Source organism: Stutzerimonas sp., from assembly GCF_982611455.1.
The window spans coordinates 80466-96250 of record NZ_CEXBBO010000006.1 but is presented as its reverse complement, the minus strand read 5'-3'; the positions used below and the strand labels follow the sequence as shown (position 1 = coordinate 96250).

At 57.6% G+C, this 15785-nt stretch carries 12 protein-coding genes; 6 read left to right on the top strand and 6 right to left on the bottom strand.

Features of this window, described 5'->3' with window-relative positions:
* Positions 1–25: 25 nt before the first annotated feature.
* Together uraD and puuE are read right to left on the bottom strand one after the other, a co-directional pair.
* A complete protein-coding gene (gene uraD / locus AC2LD7_RS05890; RefSeq protein WP_484596892.1) occupies positions 26–541 on the bottom strand; it encodes a 2-oxo-4-hydroxy-4-carboxy-5-ureidoimidazoline decarboxylase in 516 nt (171 codons plus the stop codon).
* Positions 538–1470: an allantoinase PuuE gene (gene puuE, locus AC2LD7_RS05885; protein WP_484596891.1), complete on the bottom strand. Its 933-nt coding sequence runs from the start codon at positions 1468–1470 to the stop codon at positions 538–540. Before puuE ends, uraD begins: the two co-directional genes overlap by 4 nt.
* A 353-nt stretch (positions 1471–1823) precedes the next feature.
* Here puuE and uraH point away from each other — a divergent pair, with 353 nt between their 5' ends.
* The 4 genes from uraH (at position 1824) to radC (ending at position 5659) form a co-directional block, all read left to right on the top strand.
* The gene (gene uraH / locus AC2LD7_RS05880; RefSeq protein ID WP_484596944.1) at positions 1824–2177 is read left to right on the top strand and encodes a hydroxyisourate hydrolase; all 354 of its coding nucleotides are present in this window, start codon (positions 1824–1826) and stop codon (positions 2175–2177) included.
* Positions 2178–2452: 275 nt separating this feature from the next.
* Entirely contained in the window at positions 2453–3652 is a 1200-nt protein-coding gene (locus AC2LD7_RS05875; protein ID WP_019436914.1) for a tyrosine-type recombinase/integrase, read from the top strand.
* Positions 3653–3666: 14 nt separating this feature from the next.
* Positions 3667–4815: a PDDEXK nuclease domain-containing protein gene (locus AC2LD7_RS05870; RefSeq protein WP_019436913.1), complete on the top strand. Its 1149-nt coding sequence runs from the start codon at positions 3667–3669 to the stop codon at positions 4813–4815.
* 334 nt (positions 4816–5149) lie between these two features.
* The gene (gene radC, locus AC2LD7_RS05865) at positions 5150–5659 is read left to right on the top strand and encodes a RadC family protein (protein ID WP_019436912.1); all 510 of its coding nucleotides are present in this window, start codon (positions 5150–5152) and stop codon (positions 5657–5659) included.
* 127 nt (positions 5660–5786) lie between these two features.
* Here radC and AC2LD7_RS05860 read toward each other — a convergent pair whose 3' ends face one another.
* The 4 genes from AC2LD7_RS05860 to AC2LD7_RS05845 form a co-directional block, all read right to left on the bottom strand.
* The gene (locus AC2LD7_RS05860; RefSeq protein WP_023081476.1) at positions 5787–7049 is read right to left on the bottom strand and encodes an ATP-binding domain-containing protein; all 1263 of its coding nucleotides are present in this window, start codon (positions 7047–7049) and stop codon (positions 5787–5789) included.
* Positions 7046–8836 (bottom strand): ATP-dependent nuclease, encoded by a 1791-nt coding sequence (locus AC2LD7_RS05855; protein WP_033946832.1) that lies wholly within the window; start codon positions 8834–8836, stop codon positions 7046–7048. Before AC2LD7_RS05855 ends, AC2LD7_RS05860 begins: the two co-directional genes overlap by 4 nt.
* A 229-nt stretch (positions 8837–9065) precedes the next feature.
* Positions 9066–10829 carry a coiled-coil domain-containing protein gene (locus AC2LD7_RS05850; protein ID WP_019436909.1) on the bottom strand — a complete coding sequence of 588 codons (1764 nt, stop codon included), beginning with the start codon at positions 10827–10829 and terminating at the stop codon, positions 9066–9068.
* Between the two features lie 53 nt (positions 10830–10882).
* The gene (locus AC2LD7_RS05845) at positions 10883–12076 is read right to left on the bottom strand and encodes a DUF4297 domain-containing protein (protein ID WP_232482158.1); all 1194 of its coding nucleotides are present in this window, start codon (positions 12074–12076) and stop codon (positions 10883–10885) included.
* A 654-nt stretch (positions 12077–12730) separates the two neighbouring features.
* On the opposite strand from AC2LD7_RS05845, the gene AC2LD7_RS05840 reads away from it, so the two are divergent.
* Together AC2LD7_RS05840 and AC2LD7_RS05835 are read left to right on the top strand one after the other, a co-directional pair.
* Positions 12731–13561, top strand: coding sequence for a DUF932 domain-containing protein (locus AC2LD7_RS05840; RefSeq protein WP_019436907.1), 831 nt, complete (start codon positions 12731–12733; stop codon positions 13559–13561).
* A gap of 81 nt (positions 13562–13642) precedes the next feature.
* Positions 13643–15727 carry a ParB/RepB/Spo0J family partition protein gene (locus tag AC2LD7_RS05835; RefSeq protein WP_033946834.1) on the top strand — a complete coding sequence of 695 codons (2085 nt, stop codon included), beginning with the start codon at positions 13643–13645 and terminating at the stop codon, positions 15725–15727.
* The last annotated feature ends 58 nt before the right edge of the window (positions 15728–15785 follow it).

Genomic DNA, 15785 nt, shown 5'->3' with positions numbered 1-15785 from the left:
TCGAGTCGTCTGGGTGGTCTCTTGCTTACATCGCCTGCAGACGGAACAGGGCGATCTTGTTGATTTCGGCCAGGGCGCGGGTGAATTCCTGTTCGGGGGAGTTGTGCATGCGCTCCTCGAAAGCCGCCAGGATCTGGTGCCGGTTGCTGCCCTTTACCGCCATGATGAATATGAAACCGAACTTGGCCTTATAGGCCTCGTTGAGCGTGGTGAAGCGGTCGAATTCTTCCGCCGTGCATTGCTGGATGCCGGCGCCGGCCTGCTCGGAGGTGCTCGATGCGGTTAGCTCGCCACGTACCGCGGCCTTGCCGGCAAGATCCGGGTGAGCGTTGATCAGTGCCAGTTGAGTCTCGCGGTCGGCTCCCAGAAGGATGTCGGCCATGCGCTGGTGCAGCCCCTCGATGACATCGAGCGTTTCGTCGACGCCCTGGTCATACGCCTGCTCGGCGACCCATGGCGAGTGCTCATAAATGTCGGCGAAGGCGGCGACGAATGCATCGCGGTCGAGGCTCGATGGGGTCAACGTCTGGAAGCGGCTCATACGGCGGGCTCCTGAGTGAAAGGATGGGTCGCATGCCAGTGGCGAGCGATGTCGACACGGCGGGCAAACCACACCTGCTCATGGCCCTGGGCATAGTCGAGAAAACGCTGCAACGCGGCCAGTCGCGCCGGGCGACCGAGCAGGCGGCAATGCATGCCTATAGACAGCATTTTCGGTGCGCCCGCTGCACCTTCGGCATAGAGCACATCGAAGGCATCTTTGAGGTACTGGTAGAAATCGTCACCCGTGTTGAAGCCCTGCACCTGGGTGAAGCGCATGTCGTTGGTGTCCAGGGTGTAGGGGATCACCAAGTGCGGATGTTCCGGCGTGCTTTCCGAATCCCAGTAGGGCAGGTCGTCATCGTAGGTATCGGAGTCATAGAGGAAGCCACCTTCCTCGCGCACCAGGCGGCGAGTGTTCGGCCCGGTACGACCGGTGTACCAGCCCAGCGGGCGTTCGCCAGTGATATCGGTCAGGATACGGATGGCCTCGAGCATATGCTCGCGTTCCTGCGCCTCGTCCATGTATTGATAGTCGATCCAGCGATAGCCGTGGCTGCAGATCTCGTGGCCGTCGGCAACCATCGCCTTGATCACGTCCGGATGACGTTGCGCGGCCATGGCCACAGCGAAGATAGTCAGCGGAATGTTGTGCTTGCGAAACAGCTTGAGCAGGCGCCAGACGCCGGCCCGGCTGCCGTACTCATAGAGCGACTCCATACTCATGTGGCGCACGCCCTGAAACGGCTGGGCAGAAACCATCTCGGAAAGGAATGCTTCGGACTCCTTGTCGCCGTGCAATACGCAGCGCTCGCCGCCCTCTTCGTAGTTGAGCACGAAGGACAGTGCGATACGGGCATTACCCGGCCATTGCGGATGGGGTGGATTTTCGGCATAGCCGATGAGGTCACGAGGGTAGTCGGCGCTCACGTGTCATTCCTTATTCGATCTCGGGTCGCCGCCGTGGATTACTGAGCGACCGTCATGGGTCAATTGTATACAAAACGTTTGGCGTTTTGTAAATGACATTTCGCGGAAAATCTCTTAAGCGAGTTTTGCTTCCGTGCCATCCTGCCATGACTACTATTCGGTATTAGCAGGTCGACCGCTTAGCCGGGCTGAGGCTAGCAGGGTACGAATCCATAGTCGCTTAGTTGTAATTGTGTACAATTTTATCGGAAACTGTCTTTAATGTTTTGGCTGGCGTGCTATGCTCGCTCCAGGTCCACACCAATCACAAGAGGAGGCAGGCATCGGTGGTGCAAGCCACGATGTCGGAATCTATGGGACGTTTGACTACTCATGTACTGGATGCCGCCCACGGTTGCCCGGGCAGCGATATCCGCATCGAACTCTATCGGGTCGAAGGCGAGCGCCTCGAGTTGATTGCCACGCGCCAGACCAATGCCGATGGTCGTTGCGATGCTCCGCTGCTGGAAGGCGATGACTACCGTTCCGGTGTTTACCAGTTGCAGTTCAGCGCTGGTGGCTACTATCGCGGTCGCGGTCTACAACTGCCCGAGCCGGCATTTCTGGATGTGGTGGTGCTGCGTTTTGGCATCAGCGCTGAGCAGGATCATTACCATGTACCGCTATTGATTTCGCCTTACAGCTACTCGACCTATCGCGGTAGCTGATGGCGCCTGCCGCGTGCAGCGACGCGGCAGATACCTCTCCCATGCGTGAAGCTTTGACTCCCTTGAGTCCCCGACCCGCCTTTGATGGCGGGTTTTTTTGTTTCACGATGACTCCAGCATCGCATTTCGCTGGACTACGCCAAGGCTCGATACAGCAGGTTTATCAATCACTTAGGCGAGTTCAACATATGCCGGTGCTTTCCGAAACTTGACCCGGCTTCCCCTCGCGTGGCTCCCATGCGGCTCTTGGAAACCGGGCTTTCCGAGGAGTCATCATGGCGAAGATCAAGCTCACCAAGTCCGCAGTCGATGCGGCACAACCCCAAGACAAGGCCATCGAACTGCGGGATACCGTGGTGCCTGGCTTCCTGTGCAAGATCACCCCGGCGGGCCGCAAGGTGTTCATGCTCCAGTACCGCACGAATGCCGGCGAGCGCCGCAAGCCAGCGCTGGGCCAGTACGGCGAACTTACGGTCGATCAGGCGCGCACGATGGCGCAGGAATGGCTGGCCGAGGTGCGCAAGGGTGGCGATCCCAGCGCGGCCAAGAACGCTGCCCGCAAGGCACCGACCATGAAGGAGTTTTGCCACACCTTCATGGAGGACTACTCCAAGCAGCGCAACAAGCCCAGCACGCAGCGCGGCTATCAGGGCGTCATTGACCGCTGCATCATCCCGATCATGGGCCGGATGAAGGTGCAGGACGTGAAGCGCCCGGACGTGGCCACGCTGATGAAGAAGCTGGCCTACAAGCAGGCCGAGGCCAACCGCACCTTCGGCGTGCTGCGCAAGATGTTCAACCTGGCCGAAGTGTGGGGGCTGCGCCCTGACGGCACCAATCCGTGCCGCCACGTCCCGATGTACCCACCCGGCAAGGAAACCCGGCTCATCGTCGATGACGAGCTGGTGCGGATCTTCCGTCACCTGGAGCATCTGGAAGCCGAGGGACTGGAGAACTACGTCATCCCGCTGGCGATTCGCCTGCAATTCGAGTTCGCCGCCCGGCGCTCCGAAATCTGCCCGCTCGAATGGGCATGGGTTGATCTGGAAAAGCGCCGCGTCGTCTGGCCTGACAGCAAGACCGGCGGCATTTCCAAGCCCATGAGCGAGGAAGCCTATCGGCTGCTGTCCACCGCGCCACGTCGGGAAGGCTGCCCCTATGTCCTGCCGTCGCCGAACGATCCCACCCGGCACATGACCCACGGTGAGCACTACGGCGGCTGGACGCGCGTGCTCAAGGCCGCTGGCGTGCCCCACGTTGGCACGCATGGCATCCGTCACCGGGCGACGACCGACATTGCCAACTCGGGCGTGCCGACCAAGGTGGGCATGAAGCTCACAGGCCACAAGACCGTGGCGATGTTTATGCACTATGTTCATACCGAGGACAAGCCGGTGCGGGATGCGGCCGAACTGGTGGCGAATCGGCGGCTGGCGATTACCGGAGCATCCCGCTCTATGGAGGTGACAGCATGACAAGGAAGATGCCTGTGGCAACGCGGAAACCCGCTGCCTTACCGGCTGGCTATGCCGGCATCCACGGCGGCATCGTGGAGCTGCTGGATGCCGCGCGTCAGGCAGCGGCGCGCAGCGTCAATTCGCTGATGACGGCCAGCTATTGGGAGATTGGCCGCCGGATCGTCGAAGCCGAGCAGAAAGGCAGGCGGCGAGCTGGTTACGGCGAGCAGTTGATGGCGCGGTTGTCCGCTGACCTGACGGCGCGATTTGGGCGCGGGTTCAGCCCGGACAACCTGGAGAACATGCGACGCTTCTTCGCCGCTTACCCCCTTGAGACAATTTCCGAGACACTGTCTCGGAAATCTGGTGGAGGGCTGCCCATCGAGAATTCCGAGACGGTGTCTCGGAAATTCGACCTCTCCGAACTGGCCCAGGCCTTCGCCTTGCCGTGGTCAGCCTATGTCCGGCTGCTGTCGGTCAAAGATGACCATGCACGCCAGTTCTACGAGACCGAAGCACTGCGCGGTGGCTGGAGCGTGCGCCAGCTCGACCGACAGATCGGCAGCCAGTTCTACGAGCGCACGGCCCTATCCAAAGACAAGGCGGCGATGCTGGTCAAGGGTTCGGTGGCCAAGCCCGAGGATACCGTCACTCCCACTGACGCCATCAAAGACCCGTATGTGCTGGAGTTCCTTGACCTCAAGGACGAGTATTCGGAATCCGACCTGGAAGCGGCATTAATCCAGCGTCTGGAAGACTTCCTGCTGGAACTCGGGGAAGGCTTCACCTTCGTCGGGCGGCAACGTCGCTTGCGCATCGACCAGACCTGGTATCGGGTCGATCTGCTGTTCTTTCATCGCAAGCTGCGCTGCCTGGTCATCATCGACCTCAAGTTGGGCAGCCTGACCCATGCCGATGTGGGGCAGATGCACATGTACTGCAACTATGCCAAGGAGCATTGGGCTTACCCGGATGAGAATCCTCCGGTGGGCCTGATCCTGTGCGCGGACAAGGGTCATGCCCTGGCGCGGTATGCGTTGGATGGCTTGCCAACCAAGGTGATGGCGGCAAACTACCGGACGGTGCTGCCGGATGCCGAGTTGCTGCAAAAAGAGCTGGAGAACACGCGGCGTCTGCTCGAATCTCGCGGAACGCTGTCCCTCAAGGACGAAAAGCAGTAGTTGTGCGTCCCGACGTTCCGCCGCCGGGCTCGCGGGCTGCGCCCCGTATTTCGTGCCAAATCACAGCCATTCGGCGCTGATCCCTGACGCCTCCGGCCTGGATCGTTGATCTGAGCCTGCGCGTGCTGCGCACTTGCCAACGGCGGGTGTGTGGCTGGGAGGGGTGTAGGCGGTCTTGCTGTTCCCTTCACCGTATCACGGCGTTCTCGCCGTCAATGACTGCGCGTGCTTGCACGCTTGCGGCCTGTCGGCCGTCTTCGATCCCTGACTGCTTGCGCTGCGCCGTGCTGGCCACGGTTCCGGGCAATTCCGCCCGAGCAACCGGAGCACGATCATGTCGCAACTGTCCTTTTCCTCGTTCGATGACGCTTTGCTGGTGCGTGACGCCCAAGGGCGCTACTTGCCGGCGTCGGTGGATCAAATTCTTGAAGCGGCACGTCAGGCCATCGAGCTGAAGATGCAGCGTGGTGCTGAGTTCACGTCCCCGGCGCTGGTCAAGGAGTACCTGCGCAACAAGCTGACAGGCTTTGAGCATGAGGTCTTTGCGGTGCTGTTTCTGGATACGCGCCATCGGCTGATCGAGTACCGGGAGATGTTCCACGGCACCATCGACAGTGCATCGGTGTATCCGCGTGAAGTGGTCAAGGAAGCCCTGCGGCTCAATGCGGCGGCTGTCATCCTCTCGCACAACCATCCGAGCGGGAATCCTGAGCCGTCGCAGGCCGATAAGCTGCTGACGCAGCGGCTCAAGGATGCGCTGGGACTGGTGGAGGTGCGCACGCTGGATCATGTCATCGTGGCCGGACAGGCAGCAACTTCATTTGCAGAGCGAGGGCTGATCTGAGTCTAGGGGCTTCGGCCCCTTTTTTTTATTTTAATAAATCCGTTTCACCCAATCCTACCTGTTAACGCCGATGTAAAACTGACCCAGATGCCGAAGTAACTCTGACCCCTTTGGGCAATTCAGCGCTTCATGCGAAAGGAGGCCGGTTCATATGGGCGGATGCCTGCACAAGAACAACACATCGTTCCTTCGCACGCGTCACTGCGTTATAAAGCAAACGTCTCTTCTGGTCGTCGCTACCACCAACCGCCGCTGGCCACAAAACTATGACGTTGTCGAACTCTCGGTTCTTGGCGCCATGAACTGTCATCCCTTTCCACCCACGCACCTCGTTTCTGCGAGATTGGCGGCGCTGGGAAAAGGACTGCTCAATCGACTTCACGATCTCATCCTTTGAGAACTCCAGCTTTGCCCGGGTCCGACGTTGAGTCTCTAGCCATTCGAACACATCCCTGGCTGTTCTGGCGTCACCAGCCGCCGCGAGGACGGCGTTGATGGAGGGAGCGTCGGTCCGGTCCGCAAGTTTGATCGCGGCGAGGTACTCGCTTGCGGCTTTAGCCTCTGACTGCTCCCATGCGACTTCATACGGGCCTGCGCCTTTCTTGGTCTTGTTGGCAGCAGCCCAGGCCAAAGCGCCTTTGGCAAACGTTCCAAGGGTCGGGGTGATAATGGCGACGCTCTTGCCTCCGCCATACCAGTTCAAATTGGAGTTGATCCATGCGCCAGCCAACGGCGCAGTGGAGGTCTGCGCAACGAGGAAGAACTTCTCCGACTTGGGCGCCTCACCGGCGCGAATTGCTCTGGCTGCATTGAGTAGCTCATCAACGTTTGTCCGACGAGGCTGTAAAAGCTCCTGAGGGGCGCATACCTGGGCCAGCCAAGCGCAGGCAGGGTTGGGGCGTAGCTCCTCGCTCAGGCATTGAAACTCGTCGGCAGCAACGAAGACCTCCAACCTGTTGGCCAAGCCTGCCACCATGCCTAGGCGGTGCGCTGTCATGTCCTGAGCCTCATCCAGGACAAGGATAGGAAACGTCGAAGCCACCCAGCCTTGGACATCTCTGACCTGTGCGAGTGCACTCGCGGCCTCGCATATGCGCTCGTACTCACTCGGTTGGATGTTCACAAAACCGAGGGCTGAAGCGAGCGAACGCCAACGTCGGAACAGACGCCATGCGAAGCTGTCGATGGTCGTGCACTCGGTCTTTCCCCTCAGATTCTGAAGCAACCCAAGGCGCTCTTCCAAGCGCCTGCGAGATCCATGCATGAAGGTGAGAGCCAAGACTTTCTGCTCGCTTTGGAGAGGCGCTCCCTCCAGATGCGCTGACAGCGATGCCATGAGCATGTGGGTCTTTCCACAACCAGCACCGCCGGTGAACGCGCGAACCGTCATGGATGAAACACCCACACACCATGGTCTCCGCGAACAAAGCGCTGCGTAGCGTTATCGCCGGCACAGGCACAGGCCAGACCGCTTAAGAGATCTGCGGCCCGCTCCCTGCATGCTGGCGTCGTAGAAATGGCTTCCGCGAGACTTTCATAGGCGATGACGTCCATCTTCTTTGTCTTCAAATAGGCCACGACATCCGCGCTCGAATTTGGAGGCTGAGGGGATATCTCCGCGAGCTTGGCAACCACTGCGTGCTCATCCGCATTGAGAATCCACCCGATGACATCTTCGATCATTGCGCCATCGTTCCAGCGGATGATCGAGCTGGGCGGCTCGGCCTCCAGCCGCAGTTGATCTGCGTATTCCAGACCTGCGGCATCACCATCGACGAGACAACACACACGTTTGTGGATGCGCCTCATCAGCCTGTGGGTCTCAATGACATTTGCGTCTTCCGTTGGGACCACGCCGACTTCGATGCCGAAGGGGCGAGTCATTGTTTCGACCCAGCCTTCAGTCATCGTCAACGGCCGGAGGATGCAACGCATCAACTGAAAATCGGCACGGCCTTCTGGAACGAGGAGTGCCGGCTGCATCAGCGCACTCAATACGTCAATTCTGCTGTGCTGGAAGAACTTGCGCTTCCAGTTTGGCGCCGCGGCAGTAAGTGGGCTCGCTAGGAACGGTTCGGCTGAAAGTACGCCGTCATGCTTCTTCAAGATCAGCACAGAGGTCGGATCGGCCATGCTAGCAACAAGAGGTGAATGGGTCGTGACGAATGTCTGAGTGGAGAGAGCTTGAACCCTCTGAACCAACCGTTGCTGCGCAGATGGCGGTAGATGGACTTCGGGTTCCTCCAATGCCATCAGGAATTCACCACCGCTTGCAGCACGAGCACGACCCAGCTCGAGCAGTAGTAGCAGACCCTGCATGGAAACCAGCCCGCTGCCCTGTCTGCCTGCAGGAATACTGAAGCCATCAGTGCCTGCAAAGTGGGCTGAAACTGCTTCCATCACAGACCGACTGTCTGTGTTAGTAAGCCTCAACTGAACTTTTGGAGCATTTGGGAATGAGAGCGCAAGCTCGGTATTCAAGTTCTGAATCAGCGGTTGAATGCCCGGGTCGGCGTCGATAGGTTGCGCCGGTTCTCGCAGACGGTCCCGCTCGGCCAGCAACGCAGCTGCGGGCTGAGCCGCAGCTGCAAGCACTGTGCGTTTGAAGAGCTCGTTCCCCCACGAGAAGACTTTGTCCCACGTCCGGCTCGCACGTACCAGATAGAAACTCAGTTCTTGAATGAGCTTGCCTGGAACAGGGGCCGGAGCCTCATCAGCAAACGGATCTATAGGTTCATCGTGGTCATAAAAGTAGCGTACAGTCTCCACGGCTAGGGTGTCATGGTCGAAGCGTGCTTGAACGCCGAGCTGACAGCATAGTTTCCATTCCGGGCTGTTGCGCACGGGATGCACTTGGCCTGACGTCTCGTCAAGCCATTTCACTACTGCTCTTTCATCACGAAACCATTGGCTACTCTGTTCTGGGTCGTCGCCGGTAAAACCTGTGACTGTTGCGACGACTTTGATCCTATCGGCTGCTTGTGGATTGGACCCGAAGAAGTCATGCTCGCTCAGCTCGCGAATAAGACGATCCCTGCCAAGCACGAGAGTCAAAGCTTCGATCAGGGTAGTCTTGCCTGAGTTATTGTCTCCGACAAGAACAGGATGTTTTCCAAACTGAATAAAACCGCTTCTTACACCCCTAAAATTCTCGATCCTCAAGTTGGCTATTCGCATCTTCATCATCCTTTTTGAGAGCGCTCAGATCAAGAATTCCGCTGCCAATACCCCATAGAGGCCGTGAATCTTCGAAATGACAAAACAGCGCATCTATGATTACAGTTCACGTTCAGCGCATGCATTCATGAACAGCAGACCGGCTAAAGTTATTTTTTAAAACTTCCACTCTGCAGAATTATTATGCTGCTGCGTCTGGATAAATTTTGTAAATATAAATATGAGTGATTTAACTCGGCAAATTATTCGAAGGCCCTGTGATTGATCCATCAAAGTTAAGCAAAGATCGGCACTCAGTGTAATTCGTCTCTTTGAGGATTTTCTGTTCGTCCAGTTCGATCACATGCGCCTCACGTTTGTAGTCCTTGATTTCGTCGCGATTCATGGCGCATAAAATCAGCTGTGCGTTTGAAGGTACTGCACCCGTCAAGAATTGGAGAATTTTTTCGTAGTTGAAGTCAGCTTGTTCCTGCTGATTCGGAGTGTCGATCACAATAGCCGAAAAAGCCTCATTTTCTGCTTTGTGTGCCTGCCGGATAACGGACATGTAGTAAGCCAAGATGCCACGGGTGCTTTCCGCTGCGCCTCCGCTTCCATGGATTTTCTTGTAATCTAGGGGGGATTCGACAGGTGCCAGATTAACGCCTTGCGCATTCAGCTCCTGTAGGTAAGAGGTCAAAGAGTTTTTGAATGCAGCGTTCAGATCCTCCCGCTGTTCCTTGGTCAGTAGTTTTTTCTGTTCGGCCCTCAAGCTTCTATTCGTAGAATTTATGGAACGTATTAAAGCTGTTTTTGTCTCCATCGTCCGCTGTACATGTTTTTGAACTGCACGAGATGCTATGCTGTCTAGAAATGATGCTTCGGAAGCATTTTCCTGATTTTCAGGCATGCTCGAGGGCTCAAGCGATTTGTATTTGCTGTTTATCTCATCAATTTCGGTGCGCGTACTCTCAAGCCTTTTCTGAGAGTTAGCCAACTCTTTATTCAGCCGCTCGATCTTCCCGTTGATTTGCATTACTTGCCTTTCAGCCTCGTCTTTGTCGGCGAGAATGGAGGCTCGACTCGGTGACGAATTGTCGTGCATGGTTCCACACAACGGGCAAAGAAGAGACTCACCTTCAATACACTCGACAGAGAAGGTGTAATCCTTATCAAGTTCAGAAGATGCAATCGCTGCCAGATCAAGTTGGCCTTGTAAATAGACACGTTCCGTTTGAAGTTCGGCAATCGTCCCAAGCAGATCCTCTTGCTTAGCCTGCAATTTTGCGATGTCGTCAGAGACCTCGGAGGCGAGGATGTCGAACTCACCTTTTGATAGGGTGACCATTTTTCTGGATTGAGGTACGTATGTTTTGACTACATCAATAGCTGTCTCAATCTTTCTAACTTCACCTTCTGCAGTTTTTTTCTCAAGGTTCTGAGCAGCAATCTTCTCTTCGAACGTGAAAAATTCAGGCCGTAAATAGCCTGTGTGGTATTCGATGATGGTCTTCTGCCATTTCGCGTATTGCTCAAGATTGGTAAAGCCGTTCCATGCGTGGGACCAACTGCGCTGCTGATCTACGTAGAAAGGCAGAAAGTAGAAAGCAGGAGGCGGTGTTTCGAGTTTGGTTGAGTCGCTCCGGCTCGGCAATAGAGCCTCGAAGCCTACGATCTCAGCAAAGGCATCCGAGTATGCGCCTGTGATTTTGGGAAATTTTTCCCATTCTCCATTTGGGCGACGAAGGAACATGATGTTCCCGTATCTCCCCGCCTGATAAGTCTGATTGCCGACACTGAAGTCAACCAGGCATCGAACGTCAAACCCCGTCCACGTAACATCTAAGACAGGGTCTCCACCTAGAGCCCAAAAAAGCAACTTCGCTAGAGTCGATTTCCCAACGCTATTGTCGTTCGCCGTTATCAAGTTGAAGCGAGGTTTGAACTCGAACTGATTTCCGGATTTTAGGGTATCGGACGCCACTACTAGTCGTTTGAATACTAAGTTTTCCATGCCGCTTTGTCCTAAGATTTCTGATCAGCAGTTTGAAGTTGTCGATAGTCGGCTCATTTTTCATGACACTTGCTCAATAGTTCGTAAATGATGGCTGCTTGGATTGACTCCAGGTTCACCAGATTCTTTTTGGTTGCCTCTGGCAAAATTTCAAGTGTCAGATTCATAAAATCCATCACGCCTTGTTTTTCGAATACTTCAAAGTTGTGTTCAACCGCATCCTTAACTGCTTGTTGGTTGTCAATGGCAATCAATGAACGCTCCAGGCGCACGGCGTTGTGATAGCGTTCAAACGCTCTGCGTACCTGAATCCGCTTATTCGATTTCAGTTCAAGATCCTTGAGAATATCGTCCAAGTCTTTCTCGAATGCCTCGAGCCCCTTCTTCTCCGTATAAGACGATATAACCCGCTCAACATCGCCATGAGTGGTTCCTTTGTTCTTTATAAGATTTTTCCAATCAGCAAAATCAAAGGCTACAGTTCCCTTGCGATGCAAGTCATCAATTAATACTCGATAAATCGTTGATGAGTCATACATGGCTCCGGGAGCTTTAATGTTGACAAGTTTGGAAATTCGGCCAATAGCTACATCCTGAAATCCGGTGGTGGCTAGATCAGGTGTGATGAACCTTAAGGTTCTGGGAATAGGGTAGGAGCCAAGCTCTTTGTCGATTGCAGCCTGGATGTCTTTCAGACACTCATCATGAAGATCACCGATTGAAATAATTGAGAGCTTCAAGCCATCGGTTTTAGGAGGTAGCTTAAAGCCACAGGTCGCGACCAAATCGAGCGAGTTCAGCTTTTCGAAAAAGGGCTTTTTTCGAATCCCTTGGAGCATTTTTCCAAGAATTGAATTTGAATTTTTTTTGGTAGTGGACTTTGGGATCGAAGTCAATTTCTTCTGATTCCAAGGTGTAGCATTGACGTTTTTGATCTGATTGAATTCAAACCGCGCGAGAGATTCATCGGTCGAAGTCGCCAATACTACGTCCTCATGAAGCTCGATAAAGACAACGTAATCATCCGAGTTTTCATGAGCACCAAGAATTCGGCAGAGAGCCCAGTGGTACTGGTACTCGTACTTTTCGAATGTTTGCGCACCAGCTCTTTCCCTCTGTGCTGCGGCAAGAGGGTTTCTACCTGGCGATCCATTTTCTGTATCCAATTCTTCCCCCAGCATCCCTTGACTTTCTATCATCCTGTCGGTCCGAACTGCTGTTCTTGACTCAATAACATCCTGTTCCACTTGCCAGCCTGATCCTGGCCAGAAACGGAGGCGGATTTGGTCAATGTGCTGACCTGATCAATTTGGCAGCTTCCACGAAAAAAGTTCTTTTGCCATTCGGCTTGCTGGCAGAAGAGCTACTGCTTATGGCCGAAAGAAGTCCATAGCACAAATAGATAATAAACGAAACACATGCTTGCGTCTCCGTTTCACGGACCGCGCTGCTCCAGGTTCGCTGTTCGCTCATCCCTGACGGGACTGGCATTGGCCAGCCTTCCACATCCCTGACGCCTACGGCCCGGCTTCCAGCTTCGGGCCTGCGCGCTTCGCTTGCGTGCGGTTTGCACATCGTGGCGGCCGTTGCCATGTCCAGCCGTCTCTCCTGACTCCATCACCTTGCTCGCGACTGTAGCCCGTGGCCGCGTGCCATCAAGGCGCGTCAGGCCGTGTCCTCGGCTGCGCCTGCGGGCCGCACCTACCTGCCGCTTTTCTCCTTGACGGTCCACGTCCGTGGGCTCCTGACCGTCGCGGGCGATGAACTCAGGAAAGACGGTGGCAACAGGGCCAACCGGGTTCCTCGTGCCAACCGCACCGAACAGCCGAAAGGCTGGGCTCCGAATCTAGGAATCCGGTGTGCGGTTTGAACAGCAAACCCTTTTAGTCAGGAGAAAGATCATGCAACTCGCATCCCGTTTCGCATCACGTTCCCCGGTACTGCGCAGCGATTCCCCGCTGTCCGATGAGCAGATTCACCGCGTGGCCCCATCCATCTTTGCGGAAGCGCCCCACGAAAGCCGTTCCCAGCGTTACGCCTATATCCCCACCGCCACGGTGCTGACCGAACTGCGCAAGGAAGGATTTCAGCCTTTCATGGTGACGCAGACCCGCACCCGCCACGAAGACCGGCGCGACTACACCAAGCACATGATCCGGCTGCGCCATGCCAGCCAGATCAATGCCCGAGGCGAAGCCAACGAAATCATCCTGCTGAACTCGCACGACGGCACCAGCAGCTACCAGATGCTGGCCGGCATGTTCCGTTTCGTGTGTAGCAATGGGCTGGTGTGCGGCGATACCGTGGCCGATGTGCGCGTGCCGCATAAGGGCGACGTGGCCGGACAAGTGATCGAAGGTGCCTATCAGGTGCTGCACGGCTTCGACCGTGCGCTGGAGTCCCGCGAATCCATGCAGGCCATCACGCTGGACGAAGGCGAAGCCGAAGTGTTTGCCCGCGCCGCGCTGTCGCTCAAGTACGACGACCCGGACAAGCCCGCCCCCATCACCGAATCGCAAATCCTGATGCCGCGCAGGTTCGACGACCGCCGCCCGGACTTGTGGAGCGTGTTCAACCGCACCCAAGAGAACCTGACCAAAGGCGGATTGCATGGGCGCAGCGCCAACGGACGCCGCCAGCAGACCCGCCCGGTGCAGGGCATTGATTCCGATATTCGCCTCAATCGCGCCCTGTGGCTGCTGGCCGATGGCCTGCGACAGTTGAAAGCCTGATTTCCCTGCGCGGCAGGGGCAGGCAGCAACCCTTGCCGCGTCATTCGCTGCTGCATTCCATCATCGCAAGGAGTTTTCACCATGAACGCCATCAACCACACCGAAGCCCAAGCCATCCACGCCGCAGCCAGCGCCGCGCCTGCCGTGCTGCTGGAAGCCGCCGACCCGAGCAAGAATCTGATTCTTGTGCCGCTTTCGCGGCTGGTATCGCGCCCCACGGGCCGCAACGTGCGCAAGACCCCGCGCATGTCGATTCTCGAACTCGCCGCCAGCATCCAGCGTGTCGGCCTGCTGCAAAACCTGATCGTGACCGCGACCGCTGACGGCGAGCGTTACGAAGTCGTGGCCGGAGGCCGTCGCCTTGCCGCCCTCAAGCTGCTGGCGAAAAAGCACCGCATCAGCAAGGAATGGGAGGTGCCTTGCCTGCTGGTTGCCGATGGCACCGCCCGCACCGCCAGCCTGACCGAGAACGTGCAGCGCGAAGCCATGCACCCCGCCGACCAGTTCGAGGCATTTGCCGCGCTGGTGGCCGAAGGCCGCCCCATCGAGGACATTGCCGCAGATTTCAGCGTCACGCCGCTGGTGGTGCAGCGCCGCCTGAAACTTGCCAACGTGTCGCCGCGCCTGTTGGCCGACTACCGGGCCGAGGCCGTGAGCCTTGACCAGTTGATGGCCCTTGCCATCACCGACAACCACGCCGCGCAGGAAGCCGCGTTCTACGATGCGCCCACATGGCAGCGCAGCCCGCACAACCTGCGCGACCGCCTGACCGAGCGCGAGATTGATGCCCACCGGCATCCGCTGGTGCGCTTCGTTGGGCTGAATGCTTACGAGGCCGCAGGCGGTGGCACCCGCCGCGATCTGTTCGCGGAAGCCGATAGCGGCGTGTATCTGACCGATGCCACGCTGCTGGAACGGCTGGCGCAGGACAAGCTGGCCAGCCTTGCCGCCGAGGTGAAGGCCGAAGGCTGGGCACGGGTGGATGCCACCCCCGGCACGACCCATGCCGACCTTCAAGCCTTTCAGCGCGCCCCGAGGCAACGCCGCAGCCCGAACAAGCGCGAAGCCCAACGCATCGAGAAGCTGCAAACCAAGATGCAGGCGCTGGCCGAGGCCGTGGATGCCGCCCTGGACGCCGACGATGAAGAAAAGGCCGACGCCTTGCAGGAGGAAGGCGAACACCTGGGCGAACAGTTGCAGGCGCTGGAAGATGGCTTGCAGGACTACGGGGAAGCCGTCAAAGCTGCCGCCGGTGCCATCGTCACCATCGACCGCAACGGCGAGGCCGTGATTCATCGCGGCTTGATGCGCGAAGCCGAAGCCAAGGCGCTGCGCACCTTGGAACGGCTGCGGCAGGGTTTCGGCAGCGAAGGCGAAGCTGGGAACGACGACACAGGCGAGGAAGCCGACGACGCCCCCAAGGCCGCCGCCATGTCCGACCGGCTGGCGCAACGCTTGAGTGCCCACCGTACTGCCGCGCTGCAAATCGAAGTGGCCCGGCATCCGCAGGTGGCGCTGGCCGCACTGGTGCTTGGCATGGTGCAGATTGTCTTGCAAGGCAGCCACTACGGCCATGATCTGCAGCTGGGCGTGAAGCTGACCCAGCAGGATCGGCTGGAAGGCATGGCCCCGGACTGGCCGGAATCACCTGCCGCCGTGGCTCTGCGCGAACTGCAACAGGTAGCGGGTGAAGCCTTGCCGGATGACAGCGCCGAACTGTTCGCCGTGCTGCTGGCGAAGTCGCAGGATGAACTGGTGCGGCTGCTGGCGGTATGCGTGGCATCCACGGTAGATGTGGTGACGCCCCGCGCCACGCAGCACCAGCCCGGCGCGGAACTGGCGCAGGCCGTGGGGCTGAACATGGCGGCATGGTGGCAACCGACCGCAGACGGCTATTTCCAGCATGTGCCGAAGGCCGCGATTCTGGAAGCCGTGGGCGCGTTCGCACCGTCGCACGTCACCCGGCTGGCGAAGTTGAAAAAAGGCGACATTGCCAGCGAAGCCGAACGGCTGGCCGATGGCACCGGCTGGATGCCTGCCATCTTCGCCGCCGAAGCCACGCAGCAGGCCGCGCAGGAGGTGGTGACGGACGAGGCAGCCGAAGCACCGGAGGAAATCACCGCCGTGGCGGATGAGCAGACGCAGGTCGAGGCAATGGCCGCTTGACCCCGCACCACAGATAGCGCCCCGGTTCCGGCCGGGGCGCTTTCATGCCGAGGATTCA